The following is an 18,240-nucleotide window of genomic DNA, read 5'->3' as shown; positions in this document are numbered from 1 at the left end:
GGCGCGGCGCCGTCGCACAGCAAACACCCGATCTGTAGGAGCGCGCTTGCCCGCGACCGGCTGCGTCAGCAGTCGTAAAATTTCAGCGTTTCACACATTTTTGCGAGCGCTACGCACTCGGTCGCGGGCAAGCGCGCTCCTACGGGGATACCTGCAAAAGGTGCTTCAGAACGGCATCTTGTAATGCAGGGCAAAGCTTTCAGCGCCGTCATTGGGCTGCTTGATGCCGGCATTGGAGTAGTGAGTGGCACGGATGCCCACTTCGTGGCCGCCCTTGAAGCGCAGGCCGAAACCGATACGGTCTTCGAAGTTGAACGAGCTGCCCAGCTTGTTATCTTCAAGCTGCGTATTGGCAAAGGCGGATACACCAATACCGGCCTCGATGTAAGGCTTCACGCTGTCACCGGCAAACTCGTAGACAAAGACCGGCGAGAACGACAGCGAATGGTTACTGGAGGTCTTGTCACCTTCCCAGAAGGTATAGGCCGCATCCCAGTAGCCGGTCAGGCGACCCACGTCGCTCTGCAGCCAGCTCTTGTCCCAGTCAAACTGCACGCCCAGACGATACGTCATGGTCGAATCGCTCGTTTGACCTACCGAAAACTCTACACCGTCAGCCTGTGCTGCGGCGACCTGCCCCATCGTTGCGGCCACAAACGCAGCCACGCAAAAAAGTCGCTTCATCAGAAACACCCTGTATCGATCACACCGTTATAGTTTTGAAGCTTGCTCACCACGGATTTATAGAAATCTGTTACAGAACATTAGTTCAAGTTCGTGCAAAGAATTTCACATTTTTTTTACAAATCGAAGCTTCGCACACTGTCAGAACTTTTCCACAGAGTCGGTAGGATTTTTCTGAAATTTTCTACATCGGCGCTCGTCCAGAACAGCGTGTCCCGCGCAGGCCCACTGGCTGCCAGATCACGCTGAGCCAGCAACCGTTGCAGTTGCCGGGCCACAGCGGCACCGGTGTCGATGAGCGTCACGCTGTCGGGCACCATCTGGCGCAGCAGGGGCTTGAGGAAGGGATAGTGGGTACAGCCCAGAATCAGCGTGTCGCAACCTTGGGCCAACAGGGGCTCGACATAGCCCTGGAGCAATTGCCGGATGGCCGGGCTGTGCAGGTCGCCGGTCTCGATCAGTTCGACCAGCCCGGGGCAAGGCTGGGTGATTACCCGGACATCGGCGGCAAACCGGTCGAGCAAGGCGGCAAACCGTGCGCTCTGCAAGGTGCCAGTGGTCGCCAGTACACCGACGATGCCGCTGCGCGTGGCTTCGGCCGCCGGTTTGACCGCAGGTTCCATGGCCACGATCGGCCAATCAGGGTAGCGCTCGCGCAGTGGGGCTGCGGCCGCTGCCGTGGCCGTGTTGCAAGCCAGCACCAGCGCCTTGGCACCCTGGGCATGAAAGAAACCGGCAATGGCCATGCAGCGCTGAATGATGAAATCCGGCGTTTTTTCGCCGTACGGAACATGCCCGCCATCGGAGAGATAGCACAGCGATTCGGCCGGCAGTTGCCGGCCAATCTCGGCCAGCACCGACAACCCGCCGACACCGGAATCGAACACCGCCACCGGCGCTTCGCGGCCATGGCTCATCTGCACGTCGGTCATGAATTCAGGACACTCCGCCACACACTGCACAGGCCGGGTCACGGCGTACTTTCAGTTCCCGGAAACGGGTGCCCAGGGCGTCGATCAGCAACAACCGACCCACCATGGGCTCACCGAATCCGGCCAGTAATTTCAAGGCTTCCAGGGCTTGCAGGCTGCCAACCAGCCCGACCAGCGGCCCCACCACGCCCGCCTCGCTGCAGGTCAATTCAGCCTCGACACCATGCCCGTAGAGGCAGTGATAACAAGGACTGTGCGCCTGCCTGGGGTCGAATACCGACAACTGCCCTTCCAGGCGAATCGCCGCGCCGCTGACCAGAGGCTTGCGTGCCGCGACGCAGGCCGCATTTACCGCCTCACGGGTCGAGAAGTTGTCGCAGCAATCGAGCACCAGGTCGACCGCCGCCACGGCCGCGGCCAGGGAGTCGGCATCCAGCGCTTGCCGGTGCGCCACCAGGCGCACCTGGGGATTGAGCGCCGCCAGCCGGGTCATCGCCGAGTCGACCTTGGGCCGGCCGACGCTGTGGCTGTCATGCACGACCTGGCGTTGCAGGTTGGTCAGGTCGACGCTGTCGAAGTCGGCCAGGTGCAGCTCTCCGACCCCGGCGGCGGCCAGATACAGCGCCACCGGCGAGCCGAGCCCGCCCAGGCCGACGATCAGCACGCGGCTGGCCTTGAGGCGCAACTGGCCGTCGATATCGATGTGTTGCAGCAGGATCTGCCGGCTGTAACGCAGCAGTTCCTCGTCACTCAGCACGGCAGGCTCCCGAAGGTGATGCGCTCGTGATCGCCCAGGTCGCGGCGAGTCTGGATACGCTCATAGCCATGGCGCAACAGCAGCGCTCGCACGGCCGCCCCCTGGTCGTAACCGTGTTCGAGCATCAGCCAGCCGCCGGCCTTCAGGTAGCCGGGCGCCTGCTCGATGATCAGGCGCAGATCGTCCAGGCCATCGCGACCGGCCACCAGCGCACTGCTGGGCTCGAAGCGCACATCGCCCTGGCTCAGGTGCGGATCGGTGTCGGCAATGTACGGCGGGTTGCTCAGGATCAGGTCGAAACGCTCACCTTGCAGGGCGTCGAACCAATGGCTTTGCAGCACCCGGGCATTGTCCAGGCGCAGGCGCTGGCGATTGCGCTCGGCCAGGGCCACCGCTTCCGGCACGCGGTCCACGGCGGTCACCTGCCAGGTGCTTTTCTCATGGGCCAGGGCCAGGGCGATGGCGCCTGTGCCGGTGCCCAGGTCCAGCACCCGCGCTGCGGCAAAGCCCGGCACGTGCTCCAGGGCCGCTTCGACCAGCATTTCGGTCTCGGGGCGCGGAATCAAGGTATGCGGCGCCACTTCCAGGTCAAGCTTCCAGAAGCCTTGCAGGCCCAGAATGTAAGCCACCGGCTCACCGTTGCGCCGCCGCGCCAGGTAGCCGGAAAAGGCCAGGGCCGCCTCGGTGCTGACGATGCGCTCGGGCCAGGTGTGCAGGAAGCTGCGCGGCTTGCCCAGCGCGGCGGCCAGCAGCAGCTCGGCATCCAGGCGCGCGGTCGGTGAATCGGGAAGCTCGGCGCTTCTTAACAGGCTGGCAATGATCGTCATTTATTCACCCAGTGCCGCAAGTTGATCTGCCTGATATTCGGCCAGCAGCGGCTCTATCACTGCATCGACACCACCGCTCAGGACTTCATCCAGCGAATACAGGGTCAGGTTGATGCGGTGATCCGTCACTCGCCCTTGGGAGTAGTTATAGGTACGAATGCGCTCGGAACGGTCGCCCGAGCCCACCAGCAGCTTGCGCTCGGAGGCAATGGCATTGGCCGCCGCACTGGTCTGGATGTCGTTGAGTTTGGCAGACAGCCAGGACATCGCACGGGCGCGGTTCTTGTGTTGTGAACGCTCTTCCTGGCATTCCACGACAATGCCGGTGGGCAAGTGCGTGATGCGGATCGCCGAGTCGGTCTTGTTGATGTGCTGGCCACCGGCGCCCGACGCCCGATAGGTGTCGACCCGCAGGTCGGACGGGTTGATCTCGATGGCCTGCTGTTCATCGGGCTCGGGCAGCACCGCCACGGTGCAGGCCGAGGTGTGCACCCGGCCCTGGGATTCGGTTTCCGGCACACGCTGCACGCGGTGGGCGCCGGACTCGAACTTGAGCTTGCCATAGACACTGTCGCCTTCGACCCGGGCAATGATCTCTTTATAGCCACCGTGCTCGCCTTCGTTCTCCGACAGCACCTCGACCCGCCAGCCCCGTCGCTCGGCGTAGCGCGAGTACATGCGAAACAGGTCACCGGAAAAGATCGCCGCCTCGTCACCGCCGGTGCCGGCACGGATTTCCAGGAACACGTTGCGACCGTCGTTGGGGTCCCTGGGCAGCAGCATGCGTTGCAGATCCGCTTCAAGCGCCTGCAGTTGCTGTCTGGCCTCGCGGACTTCCTCGGCGGCCATCTCGCGCATGTCCGGGTCGTTGTCCTTGAGTAGCGCCTGGGCGCCCTCCAGGTCGGCCTGGACCTTGACGCGTTGCCGGTAGACTTCGATGACCGGCTCGACCTCGGCGTATTCGCGCGAATAGGCACGAAATTTCGTCTGGTCGCTGATCACTTCCGCGTCACCCAACAGCGCGGTCAGTTCCTCGAAGCGGTCGCTGAGCACATCCAGTTTATTGAGCAGTGAAGCTTTCATTGCGGGGGTTTATCCGTCGAGCCCTCACCGAGGGCAAATAGTTCCTGGGCCATGGCCAGCGCATCGACGCGGCCCTCGGCAGACAGTTTCTTGAGCTGCACGCTGGGGGCATGCAGCAATTTGTTGGTCAGGCCACGCGCCAGCTGGACCAGCACATCCTCGGCATTGGCGCCGTTGGCCAGCAGGCGCTGGGCCTTGCTCAGCTCATCGTCGCGCAGCCGTTCGCTCTGTTGGCGGTAGGCCTTGAGGACATCCACCGCAGCCAGTTCGCGCAGGCGCGACATGAACTCGCCGGCACCGACCTCGACCAGCGCCTCGGCGGCCAGGGCAGCGCCCTGGCGGGACTTGAGGTTCTCGGCGACCACTTCATGCAGGTCGTCGACGGTGTACAGGTAAACGTCGTCCAGCTCGCCGACTTCGGACTCGATATCGCGCGGTACGGCAATGTCGACCATGAAAATGGGCTTGTGCTTGCGCAGCTTGAGCGCGCTCTCGACCGCGCCCTTGCCCAGGATCGGCAACTGGCTGGCCGTGGAGCTGATCACGATATCGCTGTTGACCAGCTCGGCCGGAATATCCGACAGCAGCACCGCATGGGCACCGAACTCGGCCGCCAGGATGCTGGCGCGTTCGAGCGTGCGGTTGGCGACCACGATGCGCTTGACCCCCAGGTCGTGCAGGTGCCGCGCCACCAGCGTGATGGTTTCACCGGCCCCGATCAGCAGCGCCTGGCTGCGTTGCAGGTCGCTGAAGATCTGCTTGGCCAGGCTGACGGCGGCAAACGCCACCGACACCGGGTTCTCGCCAATGGCCGTGTCCGTGCGCACCTGCTTGGCCGAACTGAACGTGGCCTGGAACAGACGCCCCAGCAAGGGTCCCACCGTACCGGCCTCACGGGCAACCGCATAGGCCGATTTCATCTGCCCCAGGATCTGCGGTTCGCCCAGCACCAGCGAGTCGAGCCCCGAGGCCACGCGCATCATGTGCCGCACGGCGGCGTCGTCTTCATGCACGTAGGCACTGGCGCGCAACTCTTCGAGGCTGAGCTGGTGATAATCGGCCAGCCAGGCCAGGATCGCATCAGGGGCCAGGTGCTCGTGCTCGATATACAATTCGCTGCGGTTGCAGGTCGACAGGATCGCCGCTTCCCGGCTGTGGGTGCGGCGGCAAAGCTGTTGCAGAGCCTCAACCAACTGCTCGGGCGTAAAAGCCACGCGCTCGCGGACGTCTACCGAGGCAGTCTTATGGTTGATACCAAGTGCAAGGAAGGCCATTCAGGGTCGCTGGTTGTGACATGAAGCCGGCAATTGTCCTACTTCGATAGACTTAGAACAACCACCGCATATTATTGTCCCACTAGAATCGGGGCCGGATGGCACAGCTGATGGCACCCGCAACGCCGCTCGCCGGCCCCACCAGCAGATTTTCAGGCGGCTGTGGGTTTTGCCGACAGCCTTGTGTCATGATGCGCCAAACCGCAGGTAGCCGCTCCTCCTTATATGACTAGATCTTCAGCGCTGTTCCTCGCCCTCGTTCTGCTCGGCGGTTGCCAGTCCATGGCCACGCCCGAAACGCCGGCGCAGGCCCAGAAAGACTCGACTCCAGCGCCCGAAGCCAAGCCGACGGTCTACGGCTCGTTCACCCAGGAGGCCATGTTCAGCCTGCTGAGTGCGGAGCTGGCCGGCCAACGCAATCGTTTTGACATCGCCCTGGACAATTACGTGACCCAGGCGGTCAATACGCAAGACCCGGCGGTCTCCGAGCGGGCCTTTCGCATTGCCGAATACCTGGGCGCCGACCAGGCCGCACTCGACACCGCCCTGATCTGGGCCCGCAACGATCCGGGTAACCTCGAGTCGCAGCGCGCGGCTGCCATCCAGCTGGCCCGTGCCGGCCGCTACGACGACTCGATGCTGTACATGGAGCGCGTCCTGCAAGGCCAGGGCGACACGCACTTCGACTTTCTCGCCCTGGCGGCCGCCGAAACCGACACCGGCACCCGCAACGGCCTGATCAAGAGCTTCGACCGCCTGCTGGCCAAGTACCCCAGTAACGGCCAGTTGATTTTCGGCAAGGCTCTGTTGCTGCAACAGAACGGCGAGTCCGAGCAATCGCTCAAGCTGCTGGAAGACAACCCGCCCAAAGAGGGCGAGATCGCACCGATCCTGCTGCGCACCCGCCTGCTGCAAAGCCTGGGGCGCGGTGACGAAGGCTTGCCGATCCTGGAAAAAAGCATCAGGAAATACCCCGACGACAAGCGCTTGCGCCTGACATATGCACGCATGCTGGTCGAACAGGACCGCATGAATGACGCCAAGATCCAGTTCGCCAACCTGCTCAAGCAATACCCGGACGACGATGACCTGCGCCTGTCGCTGGCCCTGGTCTGCCTGGAAGCCAGGGCCTGGGACGAGGCCGCCGGCTATCTTGAGGAACTGGTGGCACGCGATGCGCATGTCGACACCGCGCACCTGAACCTTGGCCGCATCCAGGAAGAGCGCAATGATCCGCAGGGCGCGCTGAACGAGTACGAGCAGGTCGGCCCTGGCACGGACTTCCTGCCGGCACAACTGCGTCAGAGCGATATCCTGATCAGTAATGGCAACGCCGCCGAAGCCTCGCGCCGCCTGGGCGAAGCCCGTGACGCACAGCCGGAGTTCGCCATTCAGCTGTACCTGATCGAAGCCGAGACCCTGACTGCCAACAACCTTGCCGACCGTGGCTGGCAAGTGCTGAACAAGGCGCTCAAGCAGTACCCGGACGACCTGAACCTGCTGTACACCCGCGCCATGCTGGCGGAAAAGCGCGACGACCTGAAGCAGATGGAGACCGACCTGCGCGCGATCCTGGCGCGTGAGCCGGAAAACGCCATGGCCCTCAACGCCCTGGGCTATACCCTGTCCGATCGCACCACCCGCTATGCCGAAGCCCGCGACCTGATCGAAAAGGCCCATCAGCTCAACCCCGATGACCCGGCCGTGCTCGACAGCCTGGGCTGGGTCAACTACCGGCTGGGCAACCTGGACGAAGCCGAACGCCTGCTGCGCATGGCGCTGGAACGTTTCCCCGACCATGAAGTGGCCGCCCACCTGGGTGAAGTACTGTGGGCCAAAGGTCAACAGCGCGAAGCCCGCAAGGTCTGGGCCAAGGCCCTTGAAGAACAACCCGACAGCCCGATCCTGCGCAGTACCCTACTGCGCCTGACCGGCTCAGAGACCCTTTGAATCCATGTATTTGCGCCACTTCATCGTTGTCACCCTCATTGCCCTGCTCGCCGGCTGTACCGGCCTGGGCTCTCGCGAAGCCCTGCAAGGCAAGGGCGACCCCGCGCAATGGCGGGTGCACAAACAGCAACTGACAGGCCTGGACGGCTGGCAGATCAACGGCAAGGTCGGCATCCGTGCGCCGAAAGACTCCGGCAGCGGCACGCTGTTCTGGCTGCAGCGCCAGGAGTACTACGATATTCGCCTGTCCGGCCCCCTGGGTCGCGGCGCCGCCCGGCTCACCGGCCGTGAAGGCGCAGTGAGCCTGGAAGTGGCCAACCAGGGCCGCTTTGAAGCCACCACCCCGGAAAGCCTGCTTGAAGCGCAACTGGGCTGGAAACTGCCCGTCTCGCACCTGGTGTGGTGGATTCGCGGGCTGCCGGCCCCCGACAGCAAGAGCCGCCTGACGCTGGACGACGACAGTCGCCTGGCCAGCCTTGAGCAGGATGGCTGGCAGGTCGAATACCTGAGCTATATCGAGCAGAACGGCTACTGGCTGCCCGAACGGGTCAAGCTGCATGGCCAGGACCTGGACGTGACCCTGGTGGTCAAGGACTGGCAACCGCGCAAGCTGGGGCAATGAGCATGGCTGCACCGCAACTGATCCTGCCGGCCCCGGCCAAGCTGAACCTGATGCTGCACATCCTCGGCCGTCGTACCGACGGTTACCACGAGCTGCAGACGATCTTCCAGTTTCTCGACCATGGCGACGAACTGGGCTTTGCCCTGCGTGAAGACGACCAGGTGGTCCTGCACAGCGACATCGCAGGCGTAGCCCACGACAGCAACCTGATCGTGCGCGCCGCCCGTGCCCTGCAACAGCAATCGGGCTGCACACAGGGCATCGACATCTGGCTCGACAAGCGCCTGCCCATGGGCGGCGGCATCGGTGGCGGCAGCTCGGATGCCGCCACTACCCTGCTCGCCCTCAATCATCTGTGGCAACTGGGCTGGGATGAAAACCGCCTCGCTGCACTGGGCCTGAGCCTGGGAGCAGACGTGCCGGTGTTCATTCGCGGGCAGGCCGCCTTTGCCGAAGGCGTGGGCGAAATCCTGACCCCGGTAACCCCCGAAGAACCCTGGTATCTGGTACTGGTGCCACAAGTGGCTGTAAGTACTGCAGAAATATTTTCAGATCCTTTGTTGACACGTGATTCCAAGCCCATTAAAGTGCGCCCCGTTCCCGAGGGAAACGGTCGAAATGACTGTCAGGCAGTGGTTGAAAGGCGTTATCCAGAAGTCTCTAACGCATTGAAACAGCTCGGTAAATATACCGATGCAAAACTGACTGGAACTGGAAGTTGTGTGTTTGGGGCCTTCCCAAACAAAGCTGAAGCTGATAAAGTCTCGGCCCTTCTTGCAGATACCCTTACAGGGTTTGTAGCCAAAGGCAGCAATACTTCGTTATTGCACCGAACACTGCAAAATTTGTAACAGGAACAGAGTGCCAGGCACTCATCAGCATCACCTACAGGGGCGTCGCCAAGCGGTAAGGCAGCAGGTTTTGATCCTGCCATGCGTTGGTTCGAATCCAGCCGCCCCTGCCATTTTCTCTATACTCATCCAGGTTACCCTCAGCCTCCAGGTACTGCGCGTGTCCAAGATGATGGTCTTTACGGGGAATGCCAACCCCGATCTGGCTCGGCGTGTAGTACGTCAGCTGCATATCCCTCTGGGTGATGTCTCCGTCAGCAAGTTCTCCGACGGCGAAATCAGCGCTGAGATCAATGAAAACGTTCGCGGTAAAGACGTCTTCATCATCCAGCCGACTTGCGCACCGACCAACGATAACCTGATGGAACTCGTCGTGATGGCAGATGCCTTCCGCCGTTCCTCAGCGTCCCGGATCACTGCTGTGATTCCCTATTTCGGTTATGCCCGCCAGGATCGCCGCCCGCGTTCCGCACGTGTTGCCATCAGCGCCAAAGTGGTTGCTGACATGCTCACCGTGGTGGGGATCGATCGTGTGCTCACGGTTGATCTGCACGCTGACCAGATCCAGGGTTTCTTCGATATCCCCGTCGACAACATCTACGGTTCGCCCGTGCTGGTCGACGACATCGAGGACCAGCGCTTTGAAAACCTGATGATCGTCTCTCCGGACATTGGTGGCGTCGTGCGTGCACGTGCCGTTGCCAAGTCGCTGGGTGTCGATCTCGGGATCATCGACAAACGCCGTGAGAAAGCCAATCACTCCGAAGTGATGCATATCATCGGCGACGTCGAAGGGCGCACCTGTATTCTGGTCGACGACATGGTCGACACTGCCGGTACCCTGTGCCATGCCGCCAAGGCTCTGAAAGAGCATGGCGCGGCCAAGGTCTTCGCCTACTGCACACACCCTGTGCTGTCGGGCCGTGCGATCGAGAACATCGAAAATTCCGTGCTCGACGAACTGGTGGTGACCAACACCATCCCGTTGTCCGCCGCCGCACAAGCCTGCAGCCGTATCCGTCAACTGGATATCGCGCCGGTAGTCGCTGAAGCGGTTCGCCGCATCAGCAACGAAGAATCGATCAGCGCGATGTTCCGCTAAGGGCCCTGCCCGAAGCCTGCATCCCGCCTCGAAAAGCGCCCCGCCCTGACATTCGGTCAGGGCGGGGCTTTTTTGCCCGTATCGCCCTGGCGCTGGTCGCAAACGCCAGGGTGAATATGGCTATTTTGGAGATACAACATGAACGATTTTACTCTGAATGCTGAAGTGCGTTCCGACCTGGGGAAAGGTGCGAGCCGCCGCCTGCGTCGTCTCGCCAGCCAGGTTCCTGCCGTTATCTACGGTGGTGACAAGGCCCCTGAGTCCATCAGCCTGCTGGCCAAGGAACTCGCCAAACTGATCGAAAACGAAGCTGCTTTCAGCCACGTTATCTCGCTGAACGTCGGCGGCAAGAAGCAGGACATCGTGATCAAGGCCCTGCAGCGTCACCCGGCCAAGGGTCACGTACTGCACGCTGACTTCGTCCGCGTCGTTGCCGGTCAGAAACTGACCGCTCTGGTTCCGGTTCACTTCATCAACGAAGAAGCCCCGGTCAAGAAAGGCGGCGAGATCTCGCACACTACCACCGAGCTGGAAGTGAGCGTTCTGCCGAAAGACCTGCCTGAGTTCATCGAAGTTGACCTGGGCAACGCTGAAATCGGCACCATCATTCACCTGTCCGACCTCAAGGCCCCTAAAGGCGTCGAGTTCGTAGCACTGGCACACGGCACCGACCTGGCAATCGCCAACGTTCACGCGCCACGTGTTGCTGCTGAAGAAGAAGCAGGTGAAGAAGGCGCTGCCGAGTAATTTTCATTACCTGGTAACGCCGAGTTGCTCTGATAACATCGCGGGCCTGAATCGCAGCGTTTACACCGGTAAATGAGCCATTTTTGTCCACCGCCGCCCCGCGCGGCCGATGTTATCCACAACTCCAAGGAAGAGCCCCTGTCGTGAGCGCCATAAAACTGATCGTTGGCCTGGGAAATCCAGGCGCCGAATACGAACAGACCCGGCATAACGCAGGGGCTTTTTTCGTTGAGCGTATCGCTGCGGCTGAACGGGTCAATCTCGTCGCCGAGCGCAAATTCTTTGGCCTGACCGGGCGCTTCTCGCACCAGGGTCAGGATGTTCGTCTGCTGATCCCCACCACCTACATGAACCGCAGCGGCCAGGCCGTGGCAGCCCTTGCCGGCTTCTACCGCATCGGTCTCGATGAAATCCTGGTGGCCCACGACGAACTCGATCTCCCCCCAGGCGTTGCCAAACTGAAGGTTGGCGGCGGTCATGGCGGCCACAACGGCCTGCGCGACATCATCGCGCAGCTCGGTAACCAGAATACTTTCCATCGCTTGCGGGTCGGCATCGGCCACCCGGGCGATGCGAGCAAGGTGTCCGGTTTTGTCCTGGGTCGTGCGCCACGCGCCGAACAGGAAAAAATTGACGCCAGTATCGACTTTGCCCTCGGCGTGCTGCCGGACATCCTCGCCGGTGAATGGAACCGCGCGATGAAAAACCTGCACAGCCAGAAGGCCTGACATCACACGAGGGGAACACCATGGGATTCAATTGCGGCATCGTCGGCCTGCCTAACGTCGGCAAGTCCACCCTGTTCAATGCCCTGACCAAATCCGGCATCGCGGCAGAGAACTTTCCCTTCTGCACCATCGAACCGAACAGCGGCATCGTGCCCATGCCGGACCCACGCCTGGCGGCCCTGGCGGCGATCGTCAACCCCAAGCGCATCCTGCCGACCACCATGGAATTCGTCGACATCGCAGGTCTTGTGGCTGGCGCGTCCAAAGGTGAAGGCCTGGGCAACAAGTTTCTGGCCAACATCCGCGAAACCGATGCCATCGCCCACGTGGTGCGCTGCTTCGAAGACGAGAACGTGATTCACGTTTCCAACAGCGTCGACCCCAAGCGCGACATCGAGATCATCGACCTTGAGCTGATCTTCGCCGACCTCGACAGCTGCGAGAAGCAACTGCAGAAAGTCACGCGCAACGCCAAGGGCGGCGACAAGGAAGCCGTGGTCCAGAAAGGCCTGCTGGAACAGTTGATTGCCCACTTCACCGAAGGCAAGCCTGCGCGCAGCCTGATGAAGCACATGAGCGCTGACGAGAAAGCGGTCATCCGTGGCTTCCACCTGCTGACCACCAAGCCGGTCATGTACATCGCCAACGTCGCCGAAGACGGTTTCGAGAACAACCCGCTGCTGGACGTGGTTCGCGCCATCGCCGAAGAAGAAGGCGCGATGCTGGTGCCGGTGTGCAACAAGATCGAGGCGGAAATCGCCGAACTCGATGACGGTGAAGAAAAGGACATGTTCCTGGAGGCCCTGGGCCTGGAAGAGCCTGGCCTGAACCGGGTGATTCGTGCCGGTTACGAAATGCTCAACCTGCAGACCTACTTCACCGCTGGCGTTGAAGAAGTGCGCGCCTGGACCGTCAAGGTGGGCGCTACCGCGCCACAGGCAGCCGGTGTGATCCACACCGACTTCGAAAAAGGCTTTATCCGCGCCGAATGCGTGGCGTACAACGACTTCATCCAGTTCAAGGGTGAGGCCGGGGCCAAGGAAGCCGGTAAATGGCGTCTGGAAGGCAAGGACTACATCGTCAAGGACGGTGATGTGCTGCACTTCCGTTTCAACGTCTGATCGGCCCATCAAGTGTCAGGATGTGTTCTGAAACACTGAGAAACCCAAGTAAAACCGCGCCTTTGCGCGGTTTTACTGTTTCAGGGCAGCGCCTTTCGTTTAGGGCCCAGGCCGCTCACCCATTCAGGCCCCGTGGCTCGGATTCAAGGCGTTCAGCGGACCTCCTGTGCAGTGCGCAAGAAACGCTCAAGCACATTTTTTGTGATCGTCACCGTGTAAACGTCTGCCTGCTTGAGCCCATGTACCCATTCGCACGTGGCGGCGGTGAAGACTTCACCTCGACCTTTTTGAAAGTGCACCACCATGCCGGCCCCGCGGCTATGCACATCGATGCTGGCGTCGCTCAGGTCGGGCGCCAGGATGGACGCACGAAACCGGGCATCGCCATCGCCGAGCATGAATGAATAGACATCCTCGGACCGGCCATGCTCGGCATTGGTCGCCCAGCCCATGGCGAGAATTTGCAACCCGCAGGGCGCCCCATCCGTGCCGAGCGGTTCCGGGAGGCCGTTGATGAAGGTGTATTCCAGGCCATCCACCTCGTAGCCAAAAATGTTGGCTTCGTCTCCGAACATGTCCGCGTAGCCGAGGCCCGTCCCCATGAACGCCCAGTGCCCAGGCCTGAAGACCGTGTACCCGCGCGGGTTGCGCGGTGCCATGCCCCCAAAGCTGCCGTATATCCCGCGCAGCGCATTCACCCCGAAAGTCGTTGCCCCGGGGTCATTGACCCTCGGATCTTCCCAGGCCCCCGTCAACCGGTGAGGGTCGGTAGCCGCCACAGGATCGAGCGCACCGGCATCGTACTTGTAGGCCACCTGCCGGCGCCCCTCATCCTCCAGGCGAATCTGCCACATGAAATTGCCGGCGAAGCGCGCGACCTTGCCGCCCTCCTCGACAAAGGCGTCGACATGGTCGCGCATTTCCCGCGTCCAGTACTCATCGTGCCCGACGAAAACGGCACAGGCGTAGCCCTCAAGCGCATGCGGGTCATGATGCAAGTCGTCCTGGGTCAGGATATGCACCGGATAACCTTGCTGTTCGGCCCAGATCAAAAAGGGCCTCTCATAAGACGCCCACCCCGCCAGCGCGTAGTACTTGGCGTAGCCGTTAAGGCCCGCCCACTCGATGAACTCATAGCGCGCCGGGCCTGGCTGGCGGGGCCGGTTCGCGTTGACGCAACGTGGTGCATCCTCCGGCAGCCACACCTGCCCTCGCGCCCAGGGACGCTGTGCCGACAGCAAGGGTGAGCGGCCGCGCGGCGTACCGGGGTGAAGGCCAAAGTAATGATTGGCACCGCCCCAGTCGTTATAAGCGGCCCACGTCGATGTGGCCGCGACGAGCACCAAGGCATCGATACGCTTGCGCAGCGCCTTGACGATAAACAGATGATGCCCCAGGACGCTGCCAGTACCGTCCTGAACTTCCACTATATAGCCGCCCTGCTCGGCATCCGCCGGGATTGACCATTGCATGAAGACGGGCCATTGGCAGCCATGCTCATAGGCACGTTCAGGCAGAGGATGAAATCGCGCATCAAGGCTGTCGGTGGTGTGCAGCGTGCGGGCAATGGCGCCATCGCGATAGATCCTGAGCCTCACTTGCGGGCAGTTCGACGACAGATACAGGCAAACCGAATCACCCGGGCTGTAGGCGCGGCGATCCGAGTAGCACCAGGCGGCCGCCGGGCCGGACGCTGAAGGGACTTCAACCCAGGTCTCGCGTGCGGCCTGGCGCGGTCCTGAAATCTGGCTGACCGTCACGCCGGCGCCCGGTCGCTCACCTCGCGCAGCGGCTTTTTTCAGGTCTGTTGCGTTCATTAATGTGCACTCCCTTGATCGGCTGATTCTGCGGCTCGACAAGCCAATGGGTTTACGCTGAGTCGAGCACCAGGCGCCTTGATCTGCGCAAGATCGATGCCCGCCGTTTCGTCGATCAGCAACCCCGCCAGGACGGTGACTACGCCTAACCCGATGACATAGCTGACGTACAGATAGCCAAGGTCGGCGCCACCCAGATAGTTGTGCAGATAGGGGGCCGTGCCGCCAAAGATCGCCACGGACACCGACGAGACCAAGCCGACGCCCTGGGCCCGTGCCTGGGTGGGAACCTGCTCGGACAGCACCGCGGGGAAAATCGCCGCGATCAACGACCAGGCACCGAGCCCCAGCACCTGGGCCAGGAACAGCGTCCAGGGCTCAGTGGTCACCAGGATCGAGAGCGGATAGGTCAGCACGATCACGCCCACGCCCCAGGCAATGACCATGGGTCGGCGGCCTACCCGATCGGACAACATGCCGCAGACCGGCAACCAGCACACACAGAGGATCTGTGCGAGAAGACTGGCGACATAAGCGCCCGTAGCGTCCATACCTTGCGCAATCGCCGTCGAAGCGCCGAACGTGACCCAGGCGTAGTAAGTGACATTGGCTGCGGCTGCCAGCATGACGATGTTACGCGCGACGCGTAGCACCTCTGCGGTGGTCAGCTTGCGCGACGGCTGCGCTTGCCCCTGCTGCGCGACGAACACATCGGACTCCTGCGCGCTGCGGCGCAGAAACAGCGCATAAATGCCAAGTACGCCACCGATGGCGAAGCCAATCCTCCAGCCGTAGTCACCCATGGCCTGCGCCCCCAGCAGCCAGGTGAGTGTCGCCGCCACAGCCGTGGCCGCCATCACCCCGAGCGTCACCCCCACATAGACCGAACTCGACCATAATCCACGGTGTTTACTTGGGGCGATCTCGGCGACATAGGTGTAGGAGACGCCGGTCTCGCCACCATGGGCGAGCCCCTGCATAAGCCGGAAAAACAGCAACGCGACCGAGGCATACAGGCCGATGCTTTGATAGTCAGGGATCAGCGCGATGCCCAGGCTGCTGATCGCAAGCAGCAGCATGGTGAGCACCATGATGGTCCGGCGCCCCAGTCGGTCGCTCAGTCGGCCAAACAACCATCCGCCGACAGGGCGTGCGACAAAGCCAACCGCAAACACCGCAAGCGTCGCGAGCATCGCCGAGCGCGCATCGGTCTTGTCGAACAGATTGCGGGCCAGGTACACCGAAAAGGTGGCGTACAGGGTCCAGTCGAACCATTCAAGCGCATTGCCGATACCGGCTGCGCGCAACGACTTGAGGCGTCCTTGATGAGACGTCGTATTGTTCATGGAGTATCTCCTGGTGACGGGATCGAAGCGGTTGGACCAACCGGATCAAAGGTGCAACGCGGGCTTGGGCGGGTGAGCCCCCTGGACAGAAGGGGCCGGGACGCGGACACGCAGCGCAATCAGCAACGCGGCCAGCAGCATCAGCACAGCCGCCGCTATAAATACGCCTGCACTGCCACCGAGGCTGAACAGTGCACCGCCTGCGGCGGCGCCCGTGGCGATGGCCGACTGCACCGATGCCACCACCATGCCTCCGGCACTTTCCGCCTGATCAGGTACCGCGCTGGCGACCCAGTTCGACCACGCGACCGGCACACCACCAAAGGCCAGGCCCCAGATCGCCAGCAGGAGCGCCTGCCCTGGCAGCGAGGCCGGCAACAGCACCAGCGCCAGGGCTGCAACGCCGACCAGGGCGGGCATCAACACCAGCGTGGCCAGCGGGTGGCGCTCCAGCAGCTTCCCGGCCAACAGCGTACCGACGAAGTTCGCCACCCCGAACCCCAGCAACATCAGTGACAGTCCTTGCGGGCCAATGCCGGTAGTCCCTTCAAGGAAGGGCCGAACATAGGTGAACATCGCGAAGTGCCCGCTGTGCACCAGCACACAACCGAACATCCCCATGGCGATGCCTGGGCGCTGCAACACCTCAAAAACAGTGCGCAGTCTTGCCGGGCGGCGCGGCGCCAGGCGCGGCAGCGTGAGCGACTGGAACACCAGGGTCACCATGCCTACCGCCGCCGCTGCAAAGAATGCGCTGCGCCAGCCATACAGCCCGCCCAGATAGCTGCCCAGCGGCACTGCCACGACCGTCCCGACGGCAATGCCGCTGAAAATGATCGATAGCGCCCGGGGCAATAGAGCACTCGGCACCAAGCGCATCGCGACCGCCGCCGCCATGCTCCAGAACCCGCCAAGGGCGATACCCAGCAAGATGCGCATCAGCAACAGCACCGCGAAGCTGGAGGACATGGCGACCAACAGATTGGACGCGACCATCAACATGGAAAATCCCAGCAACACCCAACGTCGGTCGATGCCGCGGGTCAGGCCTGGCACCAACAAGCCGGCGAACAGCGCTACCACTGCCGTTACCGTTACCGCCTGGCCAGCCAGCGCTTCGGACACACCCAGGTCAGTCGCCATCAGCGTCAACAAACTGGCCGGCAGGTACTCAGCGGTCAGTAATCCGAACACCCCCAAGGCCAACGAGAAGACGGCCATCCACGCGGGGGTTGCAGGCTCTACATCCGAATCGATGCCGGGATGGCGGTCGGGTACGGCATTACATACACAATCGGTCATTGCACGAATCTCCCAATCTTCATTGCGAACCGAAGTCTAGGCGCCGAAAGCTGGATGATCTATGATCGAAAATCTCTGGTTTTTGACTGAAACACCTGACCGATGCCTGCTGATCAATTTGCTCTCTCCTCGGATCTCATCAACGAACTGTTGCGCGGCATGCGCCTGCGTGGTGTCCAGTACCGGCGTATCCAGGCGGGCCCTGCCTTCGGTCTGGGCTTCACGGAAAAGCCCGGGCATGCCTGGTTCCACTTCATGGCCGTCGGCAATGCGGTGCTGCGAATGGAGGACGACACCACCTACGCGCTGTCTGCCGGCAACGCCGTGTTTATCTCTCACGGCGCGGCCCATCAGCTGTTTTCTCATGCAGACCAGCCCGTTCAAGACATCGACGATCTGGACGGCGCGCCCCTCGGTGATACCGTCAGCGCAGTGGAAACCGGAACCGATGCCAGCGCCACGCCGAGTACCCTTTTGTTCAGTGCTTGTATGGAATTTGAACTGGGCAGTATCCACGGCCTTGGCAGGCTGATGCCGGGCCTGATGCTGATTGATGCCGGTGGCCAGCGTTACCCCGGCCTGGTGCCGATCCTGACTACCATGGAACGCGAGGTAAGCGCTGCACGTGTCGGCTTCGCCGGTATCCTTGCGCGTCTGGCCGACGTGGTGGCCGCCATGGTCGTGCGCGGCTGGGTGGAGTGCGCCTGCGGGAATGCTTCTGGCCTGGTCGCCGCCTTGCGCGATCCACGCCTGGCCGGTGCCCTGCTGGCGCTCCATCAACAACCGGGCCGCGACTGGACCGTTGCGCAGTTGGCAGAGCACTGCAATACCTCACGCTCGGCCTTCGCGGACCGCTTCCAGATGACGATTGGCATGGCCCCGCTGCGCTATGTCACCGAACTTCGAATGCGGCTTGCAAGCCAGTGGCTGACCCTCGAAAGGCTGCCGATCGAAGAGGTAGCGCAGCGTTTGGGCTATACCTCCCAGGCCGCTTTCAGCCGTGCATTCAAGCGTATTACGGGCAACACGCCCGGCTTGAGTCGCAAGGTGAGGCAGCACGCTGTGACTTGAAACCGGGCACACGCCGTCGAGAGGTG

17 protein-coding genes and 1 tRNA gene are annotated in these 18,240 nt (G+C 62.1%); 9 read left to right on the top strand and 9 right to left on the bottom strand.

Features of this window, described 5'->3' with window-relative positions:
- Window positions 1-165: 165 nt before the first annotated feature.
- The 6 genes from DGA31_RS25630 to hemA all read right to left on the bottom strand — a co-directional run bounded on the left by DGA31_RS25630 (window position 166) and on the right by hemA (window position 5,557).
- Window positions 166-684 (bottom strand): acyloxyacyl hydrolase, encoded by a 519-nt coding sequence (locus DGA31_RS25630; protein ID WP_056841702.1) that lies wholly within the window; start codon window positions 682-684, stop codon window positions 166-168.
- 116 nt (window positions 685-800) lie between these two features.
- The gene (gene murI / locus DGA31_RS25625) at window positions 801-1,616 is read right to left on the bottom strand and encodes a glutamate racemase (protein ID WP_056841703.1); all 816 of its coding nucleotides are present in this window, start codon (window positions 1,614-1,616) and stop codon (window positions 801-803) included.
- Window positions 1,617-1,620: 4 nt separating this feature from the next.
- Window positions 1,621-2,373 (bottom strand): molybdopterin-synthase adenylyltransferase MoeB, encoded by a 753-nt coding sequence (locus tag DGA31_RS25620; RefSeq protein ID WP_109514407.1) that lies wholly within the window; start codon window positions 2,371-2,373, stop codon window positions 1,621-1,623.
- Window positions 2,367-3,200 (bottom strand): peptide chain release factor N(5)-glutamine methyltransferase, encoded by an 834-nt coding sequence (prmC, locus tag DGA31_RS25615; RefSeq protein ID WP_056841705.1) that lies wholly within the window; start codon window positions 3,198-3,200, stop codon window positions 2,367-2,369. Before prmC ends, DGA31_RS25620 begins: the two co-directional genes overlap by 7 nt.
- Complete coding sequence (gene prfA / locus DGA31_RS25610) at window positions 3,201-4,283, bottom strand: peptide chain release factor 1 (RefSeq protein WP_056841706.1); 1,083 nt, start codon at window positions 4,281-4,283, stop codon at window positions 3,201-3,203.
- Window positions 4,280-5,557 (bottom strand): glutamyl-tRNA reductase, encoded by a 1,278-nt coding sequence (gene hemA / locus DGA31_RS25605; RefSeq protein WP_056841707.1) that lies wholly within the window; start codon window positions 5,555-5,557, stop codon window positions 4,280-4,282. Before hemA ends, prfA begins: the two co-directional genes overlap by 4 nt.
- Window positions 5,558-5,782: 225 nt before the next feature.
- Between hemA and DGA31_RS25600 the strand changes: the two genes are divergently transcribed.
- The 8 genes from DGA31_RS25600 to ychF all read left to right on the top strand — a co-directional run bounded on the left by DGA31_RS25600 (window position 5,783) and on the right by ychF (window position 12,678).
- Window positions 5,783-7,507 carry a tetratricopeptide repeat protein gene (locus tag DGA31_RS25600; RefSeq protein ID WP_082481833.1) on the top strand — a complete coding sequence of 575 codons (1,725 nt, stop codon included), beginning with the start codon at window positions 5,783-5,785 and terminating at the stop codon, window positions 7,505-7,507.
- Window positions 7,508-7,511: 4 nt separating this feature from the next.
- Window positions 7,512-8,129 (top strand): lipoprotein insertase outer membrane protein LolB, encoded by a 618-nt coding sequence (lolB, locus tag DGA31_RS25595; RefSeq protein WP_056841709.1) that lies wholly within the window; start codon window positions 7,512-7,514, stop codon window positions 8,127-8,129.
- A gap of 2 nt (window positions 8,130-8,131) precedes the next feature.
- Window positions 8,132-8,980: a 4-(cytidine 5'-diphospho)-2-C-methyl-D-erythritol kinase gene (gene ispE, locus DGA31_RS25590; RefSeq protein WP_056841710.1), complete on the top strand. Its 849-nt coding sequence runs from the start codon at window positions 8,132-8,134 to the stop codon at window positions 8,978-8,980.
- A gap of 38 nt (window positions 8,981-9,018) precedes the next feature.
- Window positions 9,019-9,093 (top strand) — tRNA-Gln (locus DGA31_RS25585).
- A gap of 47 nt (window positions 9,094-9,140) precedes the next feature.
- Window positions 9,141-10,082: a ribose-phosphate pyrophosphokinase gene (locus DGA31_RS25580; protein ID WP_056841711.1), complete on the top strand. Its 942-nt coding sequence runs from the start codon at window positions 9,141-9,143 to the stop codon at window positions 10,080-10,082.
- A gap of 138 nt (window positions 10,083-10,220) precedes the next feature.
- The gene (locus tag DGA31_RS25575; RefSeq protein ID WP_056841712.1) at window positions 10,221-10,829 is read left to right on the top strand and encodes a 50S ribosomal protein L25/general stress protein Ctc; all 609 of its coding nucleotides are present in this window, start codon (window positions 10,221-10,223) and stop codon (window positions 10,827-10,829) included.
- A 143-nt stretch (window positions 10,830-10,972) separates the two neighbouring features.
- Entirely contained in the window at window positions 10,973-11,557 is a 585-nt protein-coding gene (gene pth / locus DGA31_RS25570) for an aminoacyl-tRNA hydrolase (protein WP_109514406.1), read from the top strand.
- 20 nt (window positions 11,558-11,577) lie between these two features.
- Window positions 11,578-12,678, top strand: a complete 1,101-nt coding sequence (gene ychF, locus DGA31_RS25565; protein WP_056841714.1) for a redox-regulated ATPase YchF — start codon at window positions 11,578-11,580, stop codon at window positions 12,676-12,678.
- Between the two features lie 152 nt (window positions 12,679-12,830).
- Here the strand turns inward: ychF and DGA31_RS25560 are convergent, their stop codons facing one another.
- Genes DGA31_RS25560 through DGA31_RS25550 form a run of 3 tightly spaced genes read right to left on the bottom strand, consistent with a single transcriptional unit; the run spans window position 12,831 to window position 17,143 of the window.
- Window positions 12,831-14,495 carry a N,N-dimethylformamidase beta subunit family domain-containing protein gene (locus DGA31_RS25560; RefSeq protein WP_109514405.1) on the bottom strand — a complete coding sequence of 555 codons (1,665 nt, stop codon included), beginning with the start codon at window positions 14,493-14,495 and terminating at the stop codon, window positions 12,831-12,833.
- Window positions 14,495-15,841 (bottom strand): MFS transporter, encoded by a 1,347-nt coding sequence (locus tag DGA31_RS25555; protein WP_109514404.1) that lies wholly within the window; start codon window positions 15,839-15,841, stop codon window positions 14,495-14,497. The genes DGA31_RS25560 and DGA31_RS25555 overlap by 1 nt, the downstream gene beginning before the upstream one ends.
- A gap of 45 nt (window positions 15,842-15,886) precedes the next feature.
- On the bottom strand, window positions 15,887-17,143 hold the full coding sequence (locus tag DGA31_RS25550) for an MFS transporter (RefSeq protein ID WP_109514403.1): 1,257 nt from the start codon (window positions 17,141-17,143) through the stop codon (window positions 15,887-15,889).
- A 102-nt stretch (window positions 17,144-17,245) separates the two neighbouring features.
- Here DGA31_RS25550 and DGA31_RS25545 point away from each other — a divergent pair, with 102 nt between their 5' ends.
- Window positions 17,246-18,214, top strand: a complete 969-nt coding sequence (locus DGA31_RS25545) for an AraC family transcriptional regulator (protein ID WP_109514402.1) — start codon at window positions 17,246-17,248, stop codon at window positions 18,212-18,214.
- The last annotated feature ends 26 nt before the right edge of the window (window positions 18,215-18,240 follow it).

It is taken from the genome of Pseudomonas ovata, assembly GCF_003131185.1.
Classification (GTDB): Bacteria; Pseudomonadota; Gammaproteobacteria; order Pseudomonadales; family Pseudomonadaceae; genus Aquipseudomonas; species Aquipseudomonas ovata.
Note: the sequence above shows the minus strand (reverse complement) of the source record. Positions and strands in the feature narration are given on the sequence as shown.

What these genes read in the sequence shown, in the direction of transcription:
- DGA31_RS25630 (WP_056841702.1), bottom strand. Translation starts at nt 684, where the DNA reads ATGAAGCGACTTTTTTGCGTGGCTGCGTTTGTGGCCGCAACGATGGGG.
- murI (WP_056841703.1), bottom strand. Translation starts at nt 1,616, where the DNA reads ATGACCGACGTGCAGATGAGCCATGGCCGCGAAGCGCCGGTGGCGGTG.
- prmC (WP_056841705.1), bottom strand. Translation starts at nt 3,200, where the DNA reads ATGACGATCATTGCCAGCCTGTTAAGAAGCGCCGAGCTTCCCGATTCA.
- prfA (WP_056841706.1), bottom strand. Translation starts at nt 4,283, where the DNA reads ATGAAAGCTTCACTGCTCAATAAACTGGATGTGCTCAGCGACCGCTTC.
- hemA (WP_056841707.1), bottom strand. Translation starts at nt 5,557, where the DNA reads ATGGCCTTCCTTGCACTTGGTATCAACCATAAGACTGCCTCGGTAGAC.
- DGA31_RS25600 (WP_082481833.1), top strand. Translation starts at nt 5,783, where the DNA reads ATGACTAGATCTTCAGCGCTGTTCCTCGCCCTCGTTCTGCTCGGCGGT.
- lolB (WP_056841709.1), top strand. Translation starts at nt 7,512, where the DNA reads ATGTATTTGCGCCACTTCATCGTTGTCACCCTCATTGCCCTGCTCGCC.
- ispE (WP_056841710.1), top strand. Translation starts at nt 8,132, where the DNA reads ATGGCTGCACCGCAACTGATCCTGCCGGCCCCGGCCAAGCTGAACCTG.
- DGA31_RS25575 (WP_056841712.1), top strand. Translation starts at nt 10,221, where the DNA reads ATGAACGATTTTACTCTGAATGCTGAAGTGCGTTCCGACCTGGGGAAA.
- ychF (WP_056841714.1), top strand. Translation starts at nt 11,578, where the DNA reads ATGGGATTCAATTGCGGCATCGTCGGCCTGCCTAACGTCGGCAAGTCC.
- DGA31_RS25560 (WP_109514405.1), bottom strand. Translation starts at nt 14,495, where the DNA reads ATGAACGCAACAGACCTGAAAAAAGCCGCTGCGCGAGGTGAGCGACCG.
- DGA31_RS25555 (WP_109514404.1), bottom strand. Translation starts at nt 15,841, where the DNA reads ATGAACAATACGACGTCTCATCAAGGACGCCTCAAGTCGTTGCGCGCA.
- DGA31_RS25550 (WP_109514403.1), bottom strand. Translation starts at nt 17,143, where the DNA reads ATGACCGATTGTGTATGTAATGCCGTACCCGACCGCCATCCCGGCATC.
- DGA31_RS25545 (WP_109514402.1), top strand. Translation starts at nt 17,246, where the DNA reads ATGCCTGCTGATCAATTTGCTCTCTCCTCGGATCTCATCAACGAACTG.